The following is a 13,755-nucleotide window of genomic DNA, read 5'->3' as shown; positions in this document are numbered from 1 at the left end:
CAAAGACTCCTTCATTGGGCACTCATTCGAGTGCCTTTTTTTATGCCCCTCCGGATCCTTGTCCGTTCCTGTCAAAAGACCGTCACGGCTTGGGTTTAGGCATCCTGAAAGTCAATTAAGTCATTGAAAAATAACAATAAAAGTTACTTGGCCTAGTCATTGCTAAACGATCTGTAATGAGAATTCCATGAGTAAGTCTGCCGCCCCCAGCGCGGCGGAATCGGGAGAGAGTTATGGTCCAGCGTGCCGACATCAACAGTGTTCTGTCCGACATCCGCTCACTACGTTCACAGATGATGCAGAATCAGCAGATTCAGCAGGATCAGTCGGTGCGGGGTCGAATTGACGGTCCTCGTCAGGTTCAGGAAACCCGCGAAACGCAGGAAGTTCCAAGCTTCAGCGACATGCTGGGCAAAGCGGTGAACAACGTGAACGAACTTCAGCAGAATACCAGCGAACTGCGCACCGCGTACGAGATGGGTGACCCCAACGTGGACATCACCAGGGTAATGATCGCGGCCCAGAAGTCCTCTGTCTCCTTTGAAGCGCTGACCCAGGTACGTAACCGGGTGGTTCGTGCCTACGAAGACATCATGAACATGCCGATCTGATAACGGAGCAGAGAAATGGCCAGCGTTCCTGCAGAAACCTCTTCATCGAATGTTCCCGCGGCCCAGGCATCGGATGTGTCTGAGGGCGGCAACGATATGTTTTTGGGGTTCAACCGTCTGAATCTGCTGCGGCAGATCGGTCTGATGGTTGGACTGGCTGCCAGCGTGGCGCTGGGTGTCGCCGTCGTCCTGTGGGCACAGGAGCCCAATTATCAGCCTGTTGTCGGGAATTTGTCGTCGTACAATCCGCAGGACGTCACCGCGATTCTCGAAAGCAATGGTATCGACTACAAGATGGATCCGCGGAGTGGTGCGCTCCTGGTGCCGTCTGACCAGGTCTACAACGCCCGCCTGAAGCTCGCTGCCGAAGGTGTCACCGACGAGAAGACCATGGGCTTTGAACTGCTCGACCAGGATCGCGGTCTGGGCACCTCGCAGTTCATGGAAACCATCAGTTATCGCCGTGGCCTCGAGGGTGAACTTGCCCGTACCATTGGCGCCATGCGTGGGGTGCGCAGCGCCCGTGTCCACCTGGCCATCCCCGAGCGCTCGGTGTTTGTTCGCGATGCCCGCGAGCCATCTGCGTCCGTGTTCCTCGAGGTCTTTGCTGGCCGTCGTCCGGAGCAGGAGCAGATCAGTGCGGTGGTGAACCTGGTGGCCGGCAGCATTCCCATGATGAAAAAAGAAAGCGTCACCGTGGTGGATCAGAACGGCAGCCTGCTTACCGGTATGGAAGGTCAGGGCGAGACCGATCGAATGCAGGACCAGTATGAGTACACCTCGAAGGTTGAGGAACGGCTGACCCGGCGGGTGACGTCGCTCATAGCGCCCATCGTCGGGGAGGGGCGTTACCGTGCTGAGGTGTCAGCAGATCTGGATTTTTCATCGGTGGAACAGGCAGAGGAGCTGTTCAATCCGGAGCAGCAGGCGGTGCGCAGTGAGCGGGAAATGAGCGAACAGCGGGTGCCCGGTGGCGGCGCCCTTGGCATCCCGGGTGCCCTGTCCAATCAGCCGCCGGCGGATGCGACGGTTCCCGAGCAGGCTAACGACGATACCGGTGAAGAGCAGCGGGCCAGTCAGCCGGTAGATGTGCGCCGTGAGTCCACCCGTAATTACGAGATGGATCGAACGGTCAGCTACGTGCGCCAGGAGTTGGGCCGCATCAAGCGGGTGACCGTCGCACTGGCCGTGGACGACATGAAAGTGGTGAACCCGCAGACCGGTGAAGTGAGCTACCAGCCGTGGCCCGAACAGGAACTGCAGCGTCTGAGTATGCTGGTGCGTGATGCGGTGGGGTATTCGGCCGCTCGCGGCGACAGTGTTACGGTGATGAACACGGCGTTCGCGCCGGAAGAGGCGATTGAGTTCGAAGCGCCGGGCTTCTGGGAGCAGCCCTGGTTCTGGGACCTGATGAAGCAGGTGTTGGCGGGGCTGGTCATTCTGGTTCTGGTGCTCGGCCTGTTGCGTCCTGCCCTGAAGAGTCTGTCCGGTGGTGGCCAGCGCGAGAGGGGCGGGGCTCAGGGTGATCATGGGTACGGTGAGCTGGACGGCATCGACGGGGGAGCAGAGCTGCGCGAGGCAATGTCGGCCCAGGATGATCTGCTTTTGCCGGGTGCGACGGGCAGCTATGATAGGCAACTCAACGCTTTGAAAGGCCTGATTGCAGAGGACCCGGCCCGGGTGGCCCAGGTCATGCGCCAGTGGGTGAACGTCGATGACTGATCAAGACAACCAGCAGGGCGTGGCCGCGCCCCAGAAACCGCAGCGCAAGATCCCGAGGGTAGAACAGGCCGCGATTCTGTTGATGTCCCTGGGTGAGGCGGATGCAGCCGAGGTTCTGAAGCACATGGGTCCCAAGGAGGTCCAGCGCGTCGGTGTGGCGATGGCCCAGATGAAAGACGTCAGCAAAGACGACGTCACCTTCGTGCTGAATCAGTTTGTAGATGCGGTTGGCGGACAGACCGGCCTTGGTGTCGGCAACGACGATTACATTCGAGCCATGCTTACCCAGGCCCTCGGCGACGACAAGGCCGCGAGCCTGATTGACCGTATCCTGATCGGCGGCAATACCACGGGCCTCGACACGCTCAAGTGGATGGAGCCCCGTGCCGTCGGTGACATTATCCGTTACGAGCACCCGCAGATTCAGGCCATTGTAATCTCGTATCTCGACCCGGATCAGGCTGCCGAGATTCTGGCGACACTGGACGACAAGGTCCGGCTGGACGTGATGATGCGCGTGGCCTCCCTGGAGAGCATTCAGCCCCAGGCGCTGCAGGAGCTGAACGATATCCTCGAGAAGCAGTTCTCTGGTGGTTCCGCCGCCCAGACCAGCCGGATCGGCGGTATCAAGCGGGCCGCGGACATCATGAACTTCATGGACCGCAGCATCGAAGGCAATCTGATGGATTCCATCAAGGAGATGGATCCGGACCTGGCGTCGACCATTGAAGACCTGATGTTTGTCTTTGACAACCTGAAGGACATTGACGATCGCGGCATCCAGGCACTGCTTCGCGAAGTCTCGTCCGAAGTTCTGGTCGTGGCGCTCAAGGGTGCCGATGACGCAGTTCAGGAAAAGATCTTCAAGAACATGTCCAAGCGTGCGGCCGAGCTGTTGCAGGATGACCTCGAAGCGAAGGGCCCGGTCAAGGTCAGCGAAGTCGAAGCGGCCCAGAAGGATATTATTACGGTGGCCCGACGCATGGCCGAAGCGGGTGAAATCTCACTCGGTGGTGCTGGCGAAGAAATGATGTGATGAAAGACTCCTCCAAGGACCTCAACCGGATTCCCAAGGAACAACTCACAGCCTATGAGCGCTGGGAGTTGCCGCTGCTGGACGGCCATGGCAATGAAGTGGCCCGGGAAGAAGAGCGCAACGTCAAACCGCTGACGGCCGCCGATATCAGTGAAATTCGCAAGGCGGCTAGGGAAGACGGCTATAACGAGGGCCGGGAGGAAGGCTATCAGGCCGGCCTGGCCGAAGGCCGCGAGCAGGGCCATGACGAAGGGATGAAATCCGGCCTGGCCGAAGGTCGTGAGCAGGGCGAAAAGCAGGCTTACGAGGACACCCGGAAGGAAGTGGACGCAAGGCTCGACCGCCTGGAACACCTGATGGGTGAATTGCTGTTGCCGATCCGTCGTCACGAGGACGAGATCGAAAGTGCGCTGGTGAACCTCACCACGGTTCTGGCCCGAGCGGTCGTGTTCCGGGAGCTGACCATCGATTCCTCGCAAATTCAAAGCGTGGTCCGCAGGGCCCTGGATGCCCTGCCTTCGACCGCGGAAAACCTCCGGATCCAAATCCATCCCGACGACAGTGAACTCGTACGGGAGGTGATGGTGCGTCTGGAAACCCAGGCATCGGTTGTTGAAGACGACGGCATCCTGCCCGGGGGCTGCCGGGTGGAGACGCGTCACAGCCTGGTGGATTTTACCGTCGAGAAACGTTTCCAGCGCGCAGTACAGACTATGCTCGACCAGCAGGCTGGCGAAGGCGAGAGCGGGGAAGTCGAGGAACTGGATGCGCTGATGGGCGACCTGACCGATTTCCAGCGTGATGTGCTGAGCTCGACCGACGCCGGGGAAGAGGGTGACGCCGGGCGTCCGGGCGAGCGTGATGATGATACAGGTGAGGGCGATGACCTCTCGTCTGGCTGATCGTCTAAATCGTTTCCAGGATTTCGTCGGGGGCGATCCCGAACCCGAATTGTCCGGGCGTCTGACCCGCATGGTCGGATTGACACTGGAGTGCGTTGGCTGCCCCATGGTGGTTGGTGACCGCTGTGTTATCCAGGGTCAGGGAACCGGCACTGTGGAAGCCGAAGTGGTCGGTTTTGAGGATGACAGGGTTTACCTGATGCCGCTCACGGCCATCGAAGGCCTCAAGCCCGGGGCCCGGGTGGTGCCGGTTTCGGCAGCCAGCCGCGTGCCGGTGGGGCCACAGATGCTCGGTCGCGTGGTGGACGGCAGCGGTGAGCCGCTTGACGGCAAGGGCCCCTTGCAGGCCGAAGCCCGGGTGGCTTTGTCCGGAGATATTATCAACCCCCTGAATCGGGCTCCGGTCAGGGACTCCATGGATGTGGGGATTCGCGCGATCAACGCGCTTCTGACGGTGGGGCAGGGCCAGCGACTGGGCCTGTTCGCCGGCAGCGGTGTAGGCAAGAGTATGCTGATGGGCATGATGACCCGCTTTACCGACGCCGATATCACCGTGGTGGGCCTTATTGGCGAGCGTGGACGGGAGGTTAAGGAATTCATCGAGGATATTCTGGGGGAAGAGGGCCTGTCCCGGTCGGTGGTGGTTGCCTCCCCGGCTGACGATTCCCCCCTGATGCGCCTGCGTGCGGCGATGCTGACCACCCGTATTGCGGAGTATTACCGGGATCAGGGCAAGCGGGTGCTCCTGCTGATGGATTCGCTGACCCGCTACGCCCAGGCCCAGCGGGAAATTGCGCTGGCGGTGGGGGAACCGCCAGCCACCAAGGGCTATCCGCCTTCTGTTTTTGCGAAATTACCGCAACTGGTTGAACGTACTGGCAATGGCCGGCCCGGTGGCGGTTCCATCACCGCTTTCTATACGGTCCTGACGGAAGGCGATGATCAGCAGGATCCCATTGCCGATGCGGCGAGGGCCATTCTGGATGGCCACATCGTGCTGTCTCGGCGTCTGGCCGAGGAAGGTCATTACCCCGCCATTGATGTTGAAGCCTCGATCAGCCGGGTCATGCCCCAGGTGACCGACGTCGAACACTTCTCGCGGGCCCAGCGTTTCAAGCAGGTCTACTCTCGCTACCAGCAGGCCCGGGATCTGATCAGCGTGGGCGCTTATGTCAAAGGGTCTGACCCGGAAACCGATTTTGCCATCGCTCATATTGGCAGGATGGGCCAGTTCCTGCAGCAGGGACTGAACGAGAGTGCCCCGTTGCAGGAAAGCATTGAGCAGTTGCTGGCGGTCGTGCCGGAGCGTCGCTCCCCCGAACGCGTGAAGTCTGCCGCCCCCAACAGCCAGTCAGGCGCGGGTAGGGGGAATGCCTGATGCTGCGTTCCCGACGTCTGGAAGTGGTGCTGTCCCTGGAGGAGCGCAAGGAGCAGCAGGCCCTGGAACGGATGGGAGAGGCCCGCAGTGTCGTGGAGCAGCAACGGGAACAGGTCGACAACCTGAACCGGTATCAGCAGGAATACCGCGACCAGATTCGACACAGCCAGCAGGGCGTGGTGCCCGTCAGCCGCTTGCAGGCCTGGCAGGCATTCATCGCCCAACTGGATCAGGTGATCCTTCAGCAGCAGAGGCAACTGGACCAGGCTGAGCAGGTGTTTGAGGCGCGAAGGCTGGACTGGCAACAGGCCTGGGAACGCCGCCGGGGGATGGAAAAATATATCGAAACCTGTCGTCGCCAGGAACAGCGGGATCAGGACCTGCGTGAGCAGAAGTTGTCGGATGAGGCAGCCGGCCGCGCCTTCGCCCGTCGCCAGCGATAAATTTGCGTTGCATCAACTCGCCGCAGGTGCATTTTAGACGCGTTGGGCTATTCTTACCCGAAGATGATCCACGTAAAAAACCGGCGGCCAATGCTGCCAGTGACACCTTCGGAGGTTTCGGAATGCCGATTCAGACACGTCGCGGAGAGGATGGCCAGACTCTGATCATCAGTATTGAGGGACGTTTTGATTTCAGTACCCACCAGGCCTTCCGCGATGCCTACGAGCATGGCGACGAAAAAGTCCGTAACTACGTCGTAGATCTGTCTGAAACAACCTATCTGGACAGTTCGGCACTGGGGATGTTGCTGTTGCTCAGGGATTATGCTGGCGGCGATGGTGCCCGGATTGCCATAGAAAACTGCAACAACGACGTTCGCCGCATCCTTTCCATTTCCAATTTCGAGCAGCTGTTCGCCATCAGGTGATTCACTCAAACCGTTCGGGGCCTCATAGTGGACGAGTCTGTTGCCGAATCAAGGCCGCTCAAGATTCTTATCGCCGATGACAGCGACACCGATCGCCTTATTCTCAAAACACTCGTCAAGCGGCTTGGCCACAGTGTTTTCGATGTCAGCAACGGTGCGGAGGCGGTAAGGCTGTTCCGGGAATCCGATCCGGACATCGTACTGCTCGATGCGCTCATGCCCGTAATGGATGGCATGGAGGCCGCACGCCAGATCAAGCAACTGGCAGGGGAGCGGATGGTGCCCCTGATTTTTCTGACCTCGCTCTCCGAGGCGGGCGCGCTGGCGCGCTGTCTGGAGGCGGGTGGCGATGATTTTTTGAGTAAGCCCTACAACCGAACCATCATCGAAGCAAAAATTAACGCCTTCAATCGGATGCGGCTCATGCACCAAACCCTGTCGGATCAGCGGGATCTGATCAGGGAGCGCAATCAACAACTGCTGGAAGAACAGAAGGTCGCCAAACGGGTTTTTGACAACGTAGCCCATACCGGCTGCCTCGACGCCTTCAACATCCGCTATCACGCCTCGCCACTGACCATCTTCAACGGTGACGTTCTGTTCGCGGCGCCGCGCCCGGCGGGGGGCATGCTGATCTTCATCGGCGATTTCACAGGCCATGGGTTACCGGCGGCCATTGGCGCCATGCCGATGGCCGAGATTTTCTACGGCATGGCGTGCAAGGGCTTCAAGAGCGCCGATGTGCTCCGGGAGATCAACCAGAAGCTCAAGCAGATTCTCCCTACTGGCATGTTCTGTTGCGCCGGCATGATTGAGGCGGATTTCAAGCTCGACCAGCTCCGGTTCTGGAATGGTGGCCTGCCGGACGGCTGGCTGATCCGGGAAACGGGGGAGCCTCAGGTCTTGCCGTCCCGGCATCTACCTCTGGGAATACTGGCCCCGGATCAGTTTGATGCGGAAATGGAAACACTGGCCACCAGGCCTGGTGACCGGCTGCTGATGATGACCGACGGATTTCTGGAGTCGCGCAACGCGCAGGGGGAACTCTTCGGGGAAGCCGGAATCTGCCGGGTATTGGAGGCGCAGGGAGCTGACCAACACCCCTTTGACGCACTCATGGGCGCTGTACATCGGTTCAGGGGCGGCGACGGAGAGGGTGATGATCTCACCCTATGCTGCCTTGAAATGGTGGACGAGGCCGGCATTTCAGCGATTCCGGACCGCAATCCGCCGTCGGCCCGACCGGGCCCCACCGAGTGGCATTGCACCTATGAAATCCGAGAACGAACGCTGGGGGATTTCAGTCCCTTGCCGCTGTTGCTCCACATCTGTATGGAAGTGCCGGGGCTTCGGCGCAAGAGCGGCGAAATCTACACCTTGCTCGCGGAACTGTACAATAATGCCCTGGAGCACGGCGTACTGGCCTTGCCATCAGAGTGGAAACACTCCCCCGAGGGGTTCGGACGCTACTATGAGGAGCGTCGGCGCAGACTGACGCGGACTGAGGGGCATTACATCCGCTTCGGTCTTCATCATTCCATGAAACCCTCGGGAGGCCGACTGCGTGTCATCTGTGAGGACAGCGGCCCGGGTTTTGCCTTCAGGGACCACCCGATGCTGCGCGAAGACGCGAGTTCGGGTTCAGCTGCCAGGTATGCCGGGCGCGGGCTGTTGCTATTGAAACGCTTGTCAGAATCCGTCACCTTCCACCAACGGGGTAATCATGTCGAAATCGTTTACGACTGGGATTTTTCCGGAGCCTCGTCGGATCAGACGTCAACAAACCGGTGATAGCCGGTTCAAAGACAGGGGGTTGGTATGAGTGCAACACCACACCTTGACGAAGAAGCACTGGCTGAGCTTCAGGAGGTCATGGATGAAGAGTTTGAAGTGCTGATACACACATTTCTCAGCGATTCCCGCGAACGAATTGCCGGACTGAAACGAGCGGTCGATGTTCAGGACGCCGAAGCGCTCGCCCATATGGCTCACAGCTTCAAGGGCAGCTGCATCAACATCGGGGCACCGCAGCTTGGCGAGCTTTGCCGGGTAGCGGAAACGGCGGGCAAGGAGCAACGCCTGGAGGACGCGCCCGCTACGGTGGATGCCATCGAATCGGAGTTTCAGGCCATCACTGGCATGCTTGAGAATCTGCTGGCTCGCTGATTCACTAAAGCTGTCTGGCACCGCTTTTGCACAAATAACGGGAAACCGCCCGTCAACCGGCCTCAGGCCGGCAAGGATCGGGTGTCCACGAGACAAAAGCGGCAAGAGGTTGCCATGCCCCAGATGGTTCTTCCCCAGACTCCCGCCCCCGGGATGCAAAAAGACGCCAACGCCACCAGGCCCGGTTCCGGACGAGAACCCAATGGCGAGAGTCGGTACGAATCAGTGTCGCGGGCTGAACAGGAGCGGTTGGATCGGCAGAAGACCGAACGCCGGGACGAAGCCCGGGCCGGTGACAAACATGCTGCCGGCGCACCCGGCAAAGCTGGAAAAGACCGGCAATCCACCGCGTCTTCTGAGCAAGCCCCTCATTCGAAGCCCGAGGCTCCCACCCGAACGGAGAAGGCCGTTGCCGGCAAGGCGGAGACGTCTGAGTCGGCCGAGGCTGTCTCTGACATGGACGTGACCTCCACACCACTGACTTTTTCTGAATTGCAGGCATTGCTGATTCCTGCTGCCGGTCAGGCCGAAATGGCAGCTCCTGGTCTTTCCTCCAACACCAATGGGGTGCCTCAGGCGCTGAATCCCCTGATGCCTGCCGGCGGCCCCCTTAATGGTGTTATAGCGGGTAAGGCTGGCCAGGCCGGGCCAGCCGGGCAGGCGGCTCCAGGCATTACCGCAGGGCTGCAATTGTCCGAGGCGTTAGCGGCGACGCTGGGCTCTGAGAGTGGCCGACCGGCTGACCCGACCAGCCTCGTCGCCTCCGGCCGATTCCACTCCGCTCTGGAAGTCGCCGGTCAGCAGGCGGCGAATGCCGGTGCTGCCAAATTGACGGCAGAAACAGCGGTGCCGCTGAAAAGCTACGCCACTTCCATTGATACCCCCGTGGGCCATGCCGAATGGGGGGACAAACTGGTGGGCAAGCTCAGCTGGCTGACGGCAAGAAATATGTCAGTGGCCGAGATCCACCTGACTCCGCCGGATATGGGTCCGATGGAAGTCAAAGTACGGGTCCAGAACGAACAGGCCAACATTACGGTTCACACGACCAATCCGGTTGTGCGCGAACAGTTGGAACAGCAGTCGCACCGGCTTCGGGACATGCTCGGGGACCAGGGCCTGAACCTCGCGCGGTTTGAGGTCTCGGATTCTCCCCAGCAGCGAGGAGGCGAACAGGGGGCTGGTGAGGATCAGGGCGGTAAACCGGGAAACCATGTCAGTAATCAGGCGGTGTCGGAGGTTGATGAAGCCGATGTCCAGGCTGGTAGCCTTGATCTCAGTTGGAAGGGTGAGGTCGACATTTTCGCCTGAGAGTTCAGCCCGGGTAATGCTTCATTGGTAAACCGCTATCAGTCCGAGAATTTCCCTCCAAACTGTTTTGCCCATCCTCCCGTGCGACGCTAAACTGCGGTTCTGAACGGGAAGGGTGGGGCTTCTGGCCCACCCTTTGCATCCAACCAATGAAAGTCACGGAAAAACGCTCCGACTGACGGATTTCTGGCAAAGCGGATACTATGGCTGAAAATACTACGCCCGACGTGGCTCCCACCAAGAAAGGCAGGCTGAAGCTCATCATCATGCTGGTGGTGGTCGTCATTCTGGCGATCGTCCTCTCCGTTGTGGGTACGCTCTGGTTCCTTGGAGGCAGTTTGCCTGGCATGGAGGCAGACGGGGGCGAGGGTGCCAATGAGATGGCAGAAGAAAGCTTTGAACCCAGCACTTATTTGGAGCTGGACAAAGCGTTGGTCACGACGGTGCAGGCGGAAGGGCGCCAGCGGTATGCCCAGGTTTACCTGGCGATGGAGGCAACGGATCCCCAGGCACTCGCCGCGGCCCGGTTGCATCTCCCGCTGATCCGCAGCCAACTCGTCATGGCGCTGGGGAATAGCGAGTTTGATCGGTTGCAGACGCCGGAAGGAAGGCGAGGACTGGCCGACAAGATGTTGACGACCGTCAACGAGGTACTGGACCAGGAAGGCGAGCCCGTCATCAAGCGGGTGCTGTTCAGAAATTTTGTAGTGCAATAGGACCCGTCGCGGGCAAGGCATTTCAGGGCAGGACTACTATGCAGGACTTGTTGTCACAGGACGAAATCGATGCCCTCCTTCATGGGGTGGACGATGGCGATATCGATACCTATGAAGAGACGGACGACACCGGCGTAAAGTCCTATGACCTCGCCAGCCAGGATCGCATTGTCCGTGGTCGGATGCCGACTCTGGAGATGATCAACGAGCGCTTTGCCCGTTACACCCGGATCAGTCTGTTCAACCTGATGCGTCGCAACGCCGATGTCTCCGCCGGTGGCGTGCAGATCATGAAGTTCGGGGAGTACATCCACACCCTGTACGTACCCACCAGTCTCAATCTGTGTAAGGTCCGCCCTCTGCGCGGCACCTCCCTGTTCGTTCTCGACGCCAAACTGGTGTTCAAGCTGGTCGACAACTTTTTCGGCGGCGAAGGGCGTCACGCCAAGATTGAGGGCCGGGAATTCACGCCGACCGAAACCCGTATCGTGCAGATGGTTCTGAACCAGGTCTTCCACGACATGAAAGAGGCCTGGCATGCCGTCCTGAAGGTGGAATTCGATTACCTCAGCTCGGAAGTGAACCCGGCCATGGCCAACATCGTCAGTCCGAGCGAAGTCGTGGTGGTGAGCACCTTCCACATCGAGCTTGATGGCGGTGGCGGTGAACTGCACTTTGCCTTGCCGTACTCCATGATCGAGCCCATCCGGGATGTCCTCGACGCCGGTGTCCAGAGTGACATCGACGACGTCGACGAGCGCTGGGTGAACGCCCTGCAGGAGGATATCAAGGACGTCGACGTGCCGGTGAACACCACGGTCTGTCGGCGCCGGATCTCCTTGCGGGACATCGCCAAGATGAAAGCCGGCGACATTATTCCGGTAGAAATCCCCGAGTATCTGACAGTGACCGCAAACGGCATTCCGATCTACAAGGCCACCATGGGCACCCGGGACGGGAAACTGGCACTGCGAATTCATGAAAGGGCATCGCTGCCCAAGGTCAAGAAACAACTGAAGGTGGGACGCAATGGCTGACGACAAGAAAGACGAGCAGCAGCTCAGCGAAGACGAGAAGCTGGCGGCCGAATGGGAAGCGGCCATGGAAGAGTCGGGCGATGGCGACGACAGCGGTTCCGCCGAGGATGAGTGGGCGGCTGCCATGGCAGAGGCAGGCCAGACGGGGCGGGACGACGACGTTCAGACTGCGCCCATGGAGGAGTTTGATCACGTACGTCAGCCTACACAGGGCTCCGGGCCCGCGCCGGATATGGACGTGATTCTGGATATTCCGGTGACGATTTCGATGGAAGTGGGGAACACCCAGATCCCGATCCGTAACCTGCTGCAACTGAACCAGGGTTCGGTCATCGAGCTCGACCGGCTGGCCGGGGAGCCACTGGATGTCCTGGTCAACGGCACCCTGATCGCCCACGGTGAGGTCGTCATGGTGAACGAAAAGTTCGGTATTCGTCTGACCGACGTGATCAGCCCGGGCGAACGCATCAAACGGTTGCAGAAATAACATGTGGTCAAAGCTGGTTGGGCTGTCGGTGCTTTTTCTTGCCAGCCCGGTGTTCGCGGAAGAGACCGTCAAGGCCGAGCAATCAGCACCGGTTCGGGCCCCGGATACCATGGGCACGCTGGTTAGCCTCGGTGTCGGACTGCTGGCCGTGATCGCGATTATCTATGGCTGTGCCTGGATCATTCGCCGGATGAACGGCATGACCGGGATGAACAATAACGCCATCAAGGTGGTCTCGGTAATGGCGCTGGGTGCCCGGGAGCGTCTTGCGTTGATCGAAGTTGGCGGCCAACAGATACTGCTGGGAATCACGCCCTCGGCGATACGGACGCTGCATGTGTTCGATGAGCCGGTAGTCGATGCCAGTAATCCGCCTTCTGGTGACTTTGCCAGACGGCTTCAGAGCATGATTGGCAAATCCTGGACTTCGCCCACAAGGAACGACTGAGCCCATGATTGCCCTCATTTCCACCCGGTTCTTTCCGATTCTGCTCCTGTTGCTCGGCATGCTCTGGGCGCCTTTGTCCCTGGCGCAGGACGCTGGCGGCGCCAGCGGCATTCCCGGTATTCCTGCGTTCACCGTTGAGCCCGGTGAAGGGGAGGGTGTTCAGGAATACTCGGTAACCCTGCAGATCCTGGCGCTGATGACGGCGCTGACGTTCCTGCCGGCGATGCTGATGATGATGACGTCATTCACCCGTATCATCGTGGTGTTTGCCATTCTCCGGCAGGCACTTGGATTGCAGGCCACGCCGTCAAACCAGATCCTTCTGGGACTGGCGCTGTTCCTCAGCATTTTCATCATGAAGCCGGTCCTTGAGGAGGCCAATCGGGTGGGCCTGCAGCCGTACCTTCAGGAGGAAGTAACGTCCCTTGAAGCCGTCGAACTGGCCAGCCAGCCGTTCAAGAAGTTCATGCTGGAACAGACCCGGGAAAGCGACCTGGGCCTGTTCATGCGGATGGCGGATGAGCAATACCAGACGCCGGATGACGTGTCTTTTTGGGTATTGATGCCAGCGTTCGTCACGAGTGAGTTAAAGACCGCCTTCCAGATCGGGTTTATCCTGTTTATCCCGTTCCTGATCATCGACATGGTGGTGGCGAGCGTCCTCATGGCGATGGGTATGATGATGCTGTCTCCGATTATCATCTCGTTGCCGTTCAAGATCATGCTGTTTGTCCTTGTGGACGGTTGGGCCCTGATTATGGGGACACTGGCGGCCAGTTACGGAATATAGGGGGCGTTATGACTCCGGAAACCGTCATCGATATTCTGCGCGAGGCACTCTGGATGATCGTGCTGCTGTCGTCGGTGATCATCGGGCCGGGGCTGGTTATCGGCCTGGTGGTCAGCACCTTTCAGGCCGCAACCCAGATCAACGAACAGACCCTCAGTTTTCTGCCGCGCTTGCTGGTGACCCTGATTGTCATCATCGTCATGGGGCCGTGGATGCTGACCAAACTGCTGGATCACGCCAACCGGCTGATTTCCAGTATTCCCTACCTGATCGGCTGACG

Annotated in this window: 16 protein-coding genes; all 16 read left to right on the top strand. The window is 59.5% G+C overall.

Going from position 1 to position 13,755, the window contains the following annotated elements; translation table 11 throughout:
- Positions 1-233: 233 nt before the first annotated feature.
- The 16 genes from fliE to fliQ all read left to right on the top strand — a co-directional run bounded on the left by fliE (position 234) and on the right by fliQ (position 13,753).
- Complete coding sequence (fliE, locus tag K0B93_RS05220) at positions 234-611, top strand: flagellar hook-basal body complex protein FliE (RefSeq protein ID WP_219866206.1); 378 nt, start codon at positions 234-236, stop codon at positions 609-611.
- Positions 612-626: 15 nt separating this feature from the next.
- Positions 627-2,333 (top strand): flagellar basal-body MS-ring/collar protein FliF, encoded by a 1,707-nt coding sequence (fliF, locus tag K0B93_RS05215; RefSeq protein WP_219866205.1) that lies wholly within the window; start codon positions 627-629, stop codon positions 2,331-2,333.
- Positions 2,326-3,369: a flagellar motor switch protein FliG gene (gene fliG / locus K0B93_RS05210; RefSeq protein ID WP_219866204.1), complete on the top strand. Its 1,044-nt coding sequence runs from the start codon at positions 2,326-2,328 to the stop codon at positions 3,367-3,369. Before fliF ends, fliG begins: the two co-directional genes overlap by 8 nt.
- Positions 3,369-4,271 carry a flagellar assembly protein FliH gene (locus K0B93_RS05205; protein WP_219866203.1) on the top strand — a complete coding sequence of 301 codons (903 nt, stop codon included), beginning with the start codon at positions 3,369-3,371 and terminating at the stop codon, positions 4,269-4,271. The genes fliG and K0B93_RS05205 overlap by 1 nt, the downstream gene beginning before the upstream one ends.
- The gene (gene fliI, locus K0B93_RS05200) at positions 4,252-5,649 is read left to right on the top strand and encodes a flagellar protein export ATPase FliI (protein WP_219866202.1); all 1,398 of its coding nucleotides are present in this window, start codon (positions 4,252-4,254) and stop codon (positions 5,647-5,649) included. The genes K0B93_RS05205 and fliI overlap by 20 nt, the downstream gene beginning before the upstream one ends.
- On the top strand, positions 5,649-6,092 hold the full coding sequence (fliJ, locus tag K0B93_RS05195; RefSeq protein ID WP_219866201.1) for a flagellar export protein FliJ: 444 nt from the start codon (positions 5,649-5,651) through the stop codon (positions 6,090-6,092). The genes fliI and fliJ overlap by 1 nt, the downstream gene beginning before the upstream one ends.
- A 122-nt stretch (positions 6,093-6,214) precedes the next feature.
- A complete protein-coding gene (locus K0B93_RS05190; RefSeq protein WP_219866200.1) occupies positions 6,215-6,520 on the top strand; it encodes an STAS domain-containing protein in 306 nt (101 codons plus the stop codon).
- A 27-nt stretch (positions 6,521-6,547) separates the two neighbouring features.
- Positions 6,548-8,311 (top strand): PP2C family protein-serine/threonine phosphatase, encoded by a 1,764-nt coding sequence (locus K0B93_RS05185; RefSeq protein WP_219866199.1) that lies wholly within the window; start codon positions 6,548-6,550, stop codon positions 8,309-8,311.
- A 27-nt stretch (positions 8,312-8,338) separates the two neighbouring features.
- Positions 8,339-8,686 (top strand): Hpt domain-containing protein, encoded by a 348-nt coding sequence (locus tag K0B93_RS05180; protein WP_219866198.1) that lies wholly within the window; start codon positions 8,339-8,341, stop codon positions 8,684-8,686.
- 114 nt (positions 8,687-8,800) lie between these two features.
- Positions 8,801-9,997 (top strand): flagellar hook-length control protein FliK, encoded by a 1,197-nt coding sequence (locus K0B93_RS05175; protein WP_219866197.1) that lies wholly within the window; start codon positions 8,801-8,803, stop codon positions 9,995-9,997.
- A 203-nt stretch (positions 9,998-10,200) separates the two neighbouring features.
- The gene (locus K0B93_RS05170) at positions 10,201-10,713 is read left to right on the top strand and encodes a flagellar basal body-associated FliL family protein (protein WP_219866196.1); all 513 of its coding nucleotides are present in this window, start codon (positions 10,201-10,203) and stop codon (positions 10,711-10,713) included.
- Between the two features lie 38 nt (positions 10,714-10,751).
- Positions 10,752-11,750 carry a flagellar motor switch protein FliM gene (gene fliM / locus K0B93_RS05165; RefSeq protein WP_219866195.1) on the top strand — a complete coding sequence of 333 codons (999 nt, stop codon included), beginning with the start codon at positions 10,752-10,754 and terminating at the stop codon, positions 11,748-11,750.
- On the top strand, positions 11,743-12,237 hold the full coding sequence (fliN, locus tag K0B93_RS05160; RefSeq protein WP_219866194.1) for a flagellar motor switch protein FliN: 495 nt from the start codon (positions 11,743-11,745) through the stop codon (positions 12,235-12,237). Before fliM ends, fliN begins: the two co-directional genes overlap by 8 nt.
- 1 nt (position 12,238) lies before the next feature.
- Positions 12,239-12,685 carry a flagellar biosynthetic protein FliO gene (fliO, locus tag K0B93_RS05155; protein ID WP_219866193.1) on the top strand — a complete coding sequence of 149 codons (447 nt, stop codon included), beginning with the start codon at positions 12,239-12,241 and terminating at the stop codon, positions 12,683-12,685.
- A 4-nt stretch (positions 12,686-12,689) separates the two neighbouring features.
- Positions 12,690-13,475, top strand: coding sequence for a flagellar type III secretion system pore protein FliP (gene fliP, locus K0B93_RS05150; protein WP_219866192.1), 786 nt, complete (start codon positions 12,690-12,692; stop codon positions 13,473-13,475).
- 8 nt (positions 13,476-13,483) lie between these two features.
- Complete coding sequence (gene fliQ / locus K0B93_RS05145) at positions 13,484-13,753, top strand: flagellar biosynthesis protein FliQ (RefSeq protein ID WP_219866191.1); 270 nt, start codon at positions 13,484-13,486, stop codon at positions 13,751-13,753.
- The last annotated feature ends 2 nt before the right edge of the window (positions 13,754-13,755 follow it).

The organism is Marinobacter sp. F4218 (assembly GCF_019443085.1).
In the GTDB taxonomy this organism is placed as follows: Bacteria; Pseudomonadota; Gammaproteobacteria; order Pseudomonadales; family Oleiphilaceae; genus Marinobacter; species Marinobacter albus.
Note: the sequence above shows the minus strand (reverse complement) of the source record. Positions and strands in the feature narration are given on the sequence as shown.

What these genes read in the sequence shown, in the direction of transcription:
- fliE (WP_219866206.1), top strand. Translation starts at nt 234, where the DNA reads ATGGTCCAGCGTGCCGACATCAACAGTGTTCTGTCCGACATCCGCTCA.
- fliF (WP_219866205.1), top strand. Translation starts at nt 627, where the DNA reads ATGGCCAGCGTTCCTGCAGAAACCTCTTCATCGAATGTTCCCGCGGCC.
- fliG (WP_219866204.1), top strand. Translation starts at nt 2,326, where the DNA reads ATGACTGATCAAGACAACCAGCAGGGCGTGGCCGCGCCCCAGAAACCG.
- K0B93_RS05205 (WP_219866203.1), top strand. Translation starts at nt 3,369, where the DNA reads ATGAAAGACTCCTCCAAGGACCTCAACCGGATTCCCAAGGAACAACTC.
- fliI (WP_219866202.1), top strand. Translation starts at nt 4,252, where the DNA reads ATGACCTCTCGTCTGGCTGATCGTCTAAATCGTTTCCAGGATTTCGTC.
- fliJ (WP_219866201.1), top strand. Translation starts at nt 5,649, where the DNA reads ATGCTGCGTTCCCGACGTCTGGAAGTGGTGCTGTCCCTGGAGGAGCGC.
- K0B93_RS05190 (WP_219866200.1), top strand. Translation starts at nt 6,215, where the DNA reads ATGCCGATTCAGACACGTCGCGGAGAGGATGGCCAGACTCTGATCATC.
- K0B93_RS05180 (WP_219866198.1), top strand. Translation starts at nt 8,339, where the DNA reads ATGAGTGCAACACCACACCTTGACGAAGAAGCACTGGCTGAGCTTCAG.
- K0B93_RS05175 (WP_219866197.1), top strand. Translation starts at nt 8,801, where the DNA reads ATGCCCCAGATGGTTCTTCCCCAGACTCCCGCCCCCGGGATGCAAAAA.
- K0B93_RS05170 (WP_219866196.1), top strand. Translation starts at nt 10,201, where the DNA reads ATGGCTGAAAATACTACGCCCGACGTGGCTCCCACCAAGAAAGGCAGG.
- fliM (WP_219866195.1), top strand. Translation starts at nt 10,752, where the DNA reads ATGCAGGACTTGTTGTCACAGGACGAAATCGATGCCCTCCTTCATGGG.
- fliN (WP_219866194.1), top strand. Translation starts at nt 11,743, where the DNA reads ATGGCTGACGACAAGAAAGACGAGCAGCAGCTCAGCGAAGACGAGAAG.
- fliO (WP_219866193.1), top strand. Translation starts at nt 12,239, where the DNA reads ATGTGGTCAAAGCTGGTTGGGCTGTCGGTGCTTTTTCTTGCCAGCCCG.
- fliP (WP_219866192.1), top strand. Translation starts at nt 12,690, where the DNA reads ATGATTGCCCTCATTTCCACCCGGTTCTTTCCGATTCTGCTCCTGTTG.
- fliQ (WP_219866191.1), top strand. Translation starts at nt 13,484, where the DNA reads ATGACTCCGGAAACCGTCATCGATATTCTGCGCGAGGCACTCTGGATG.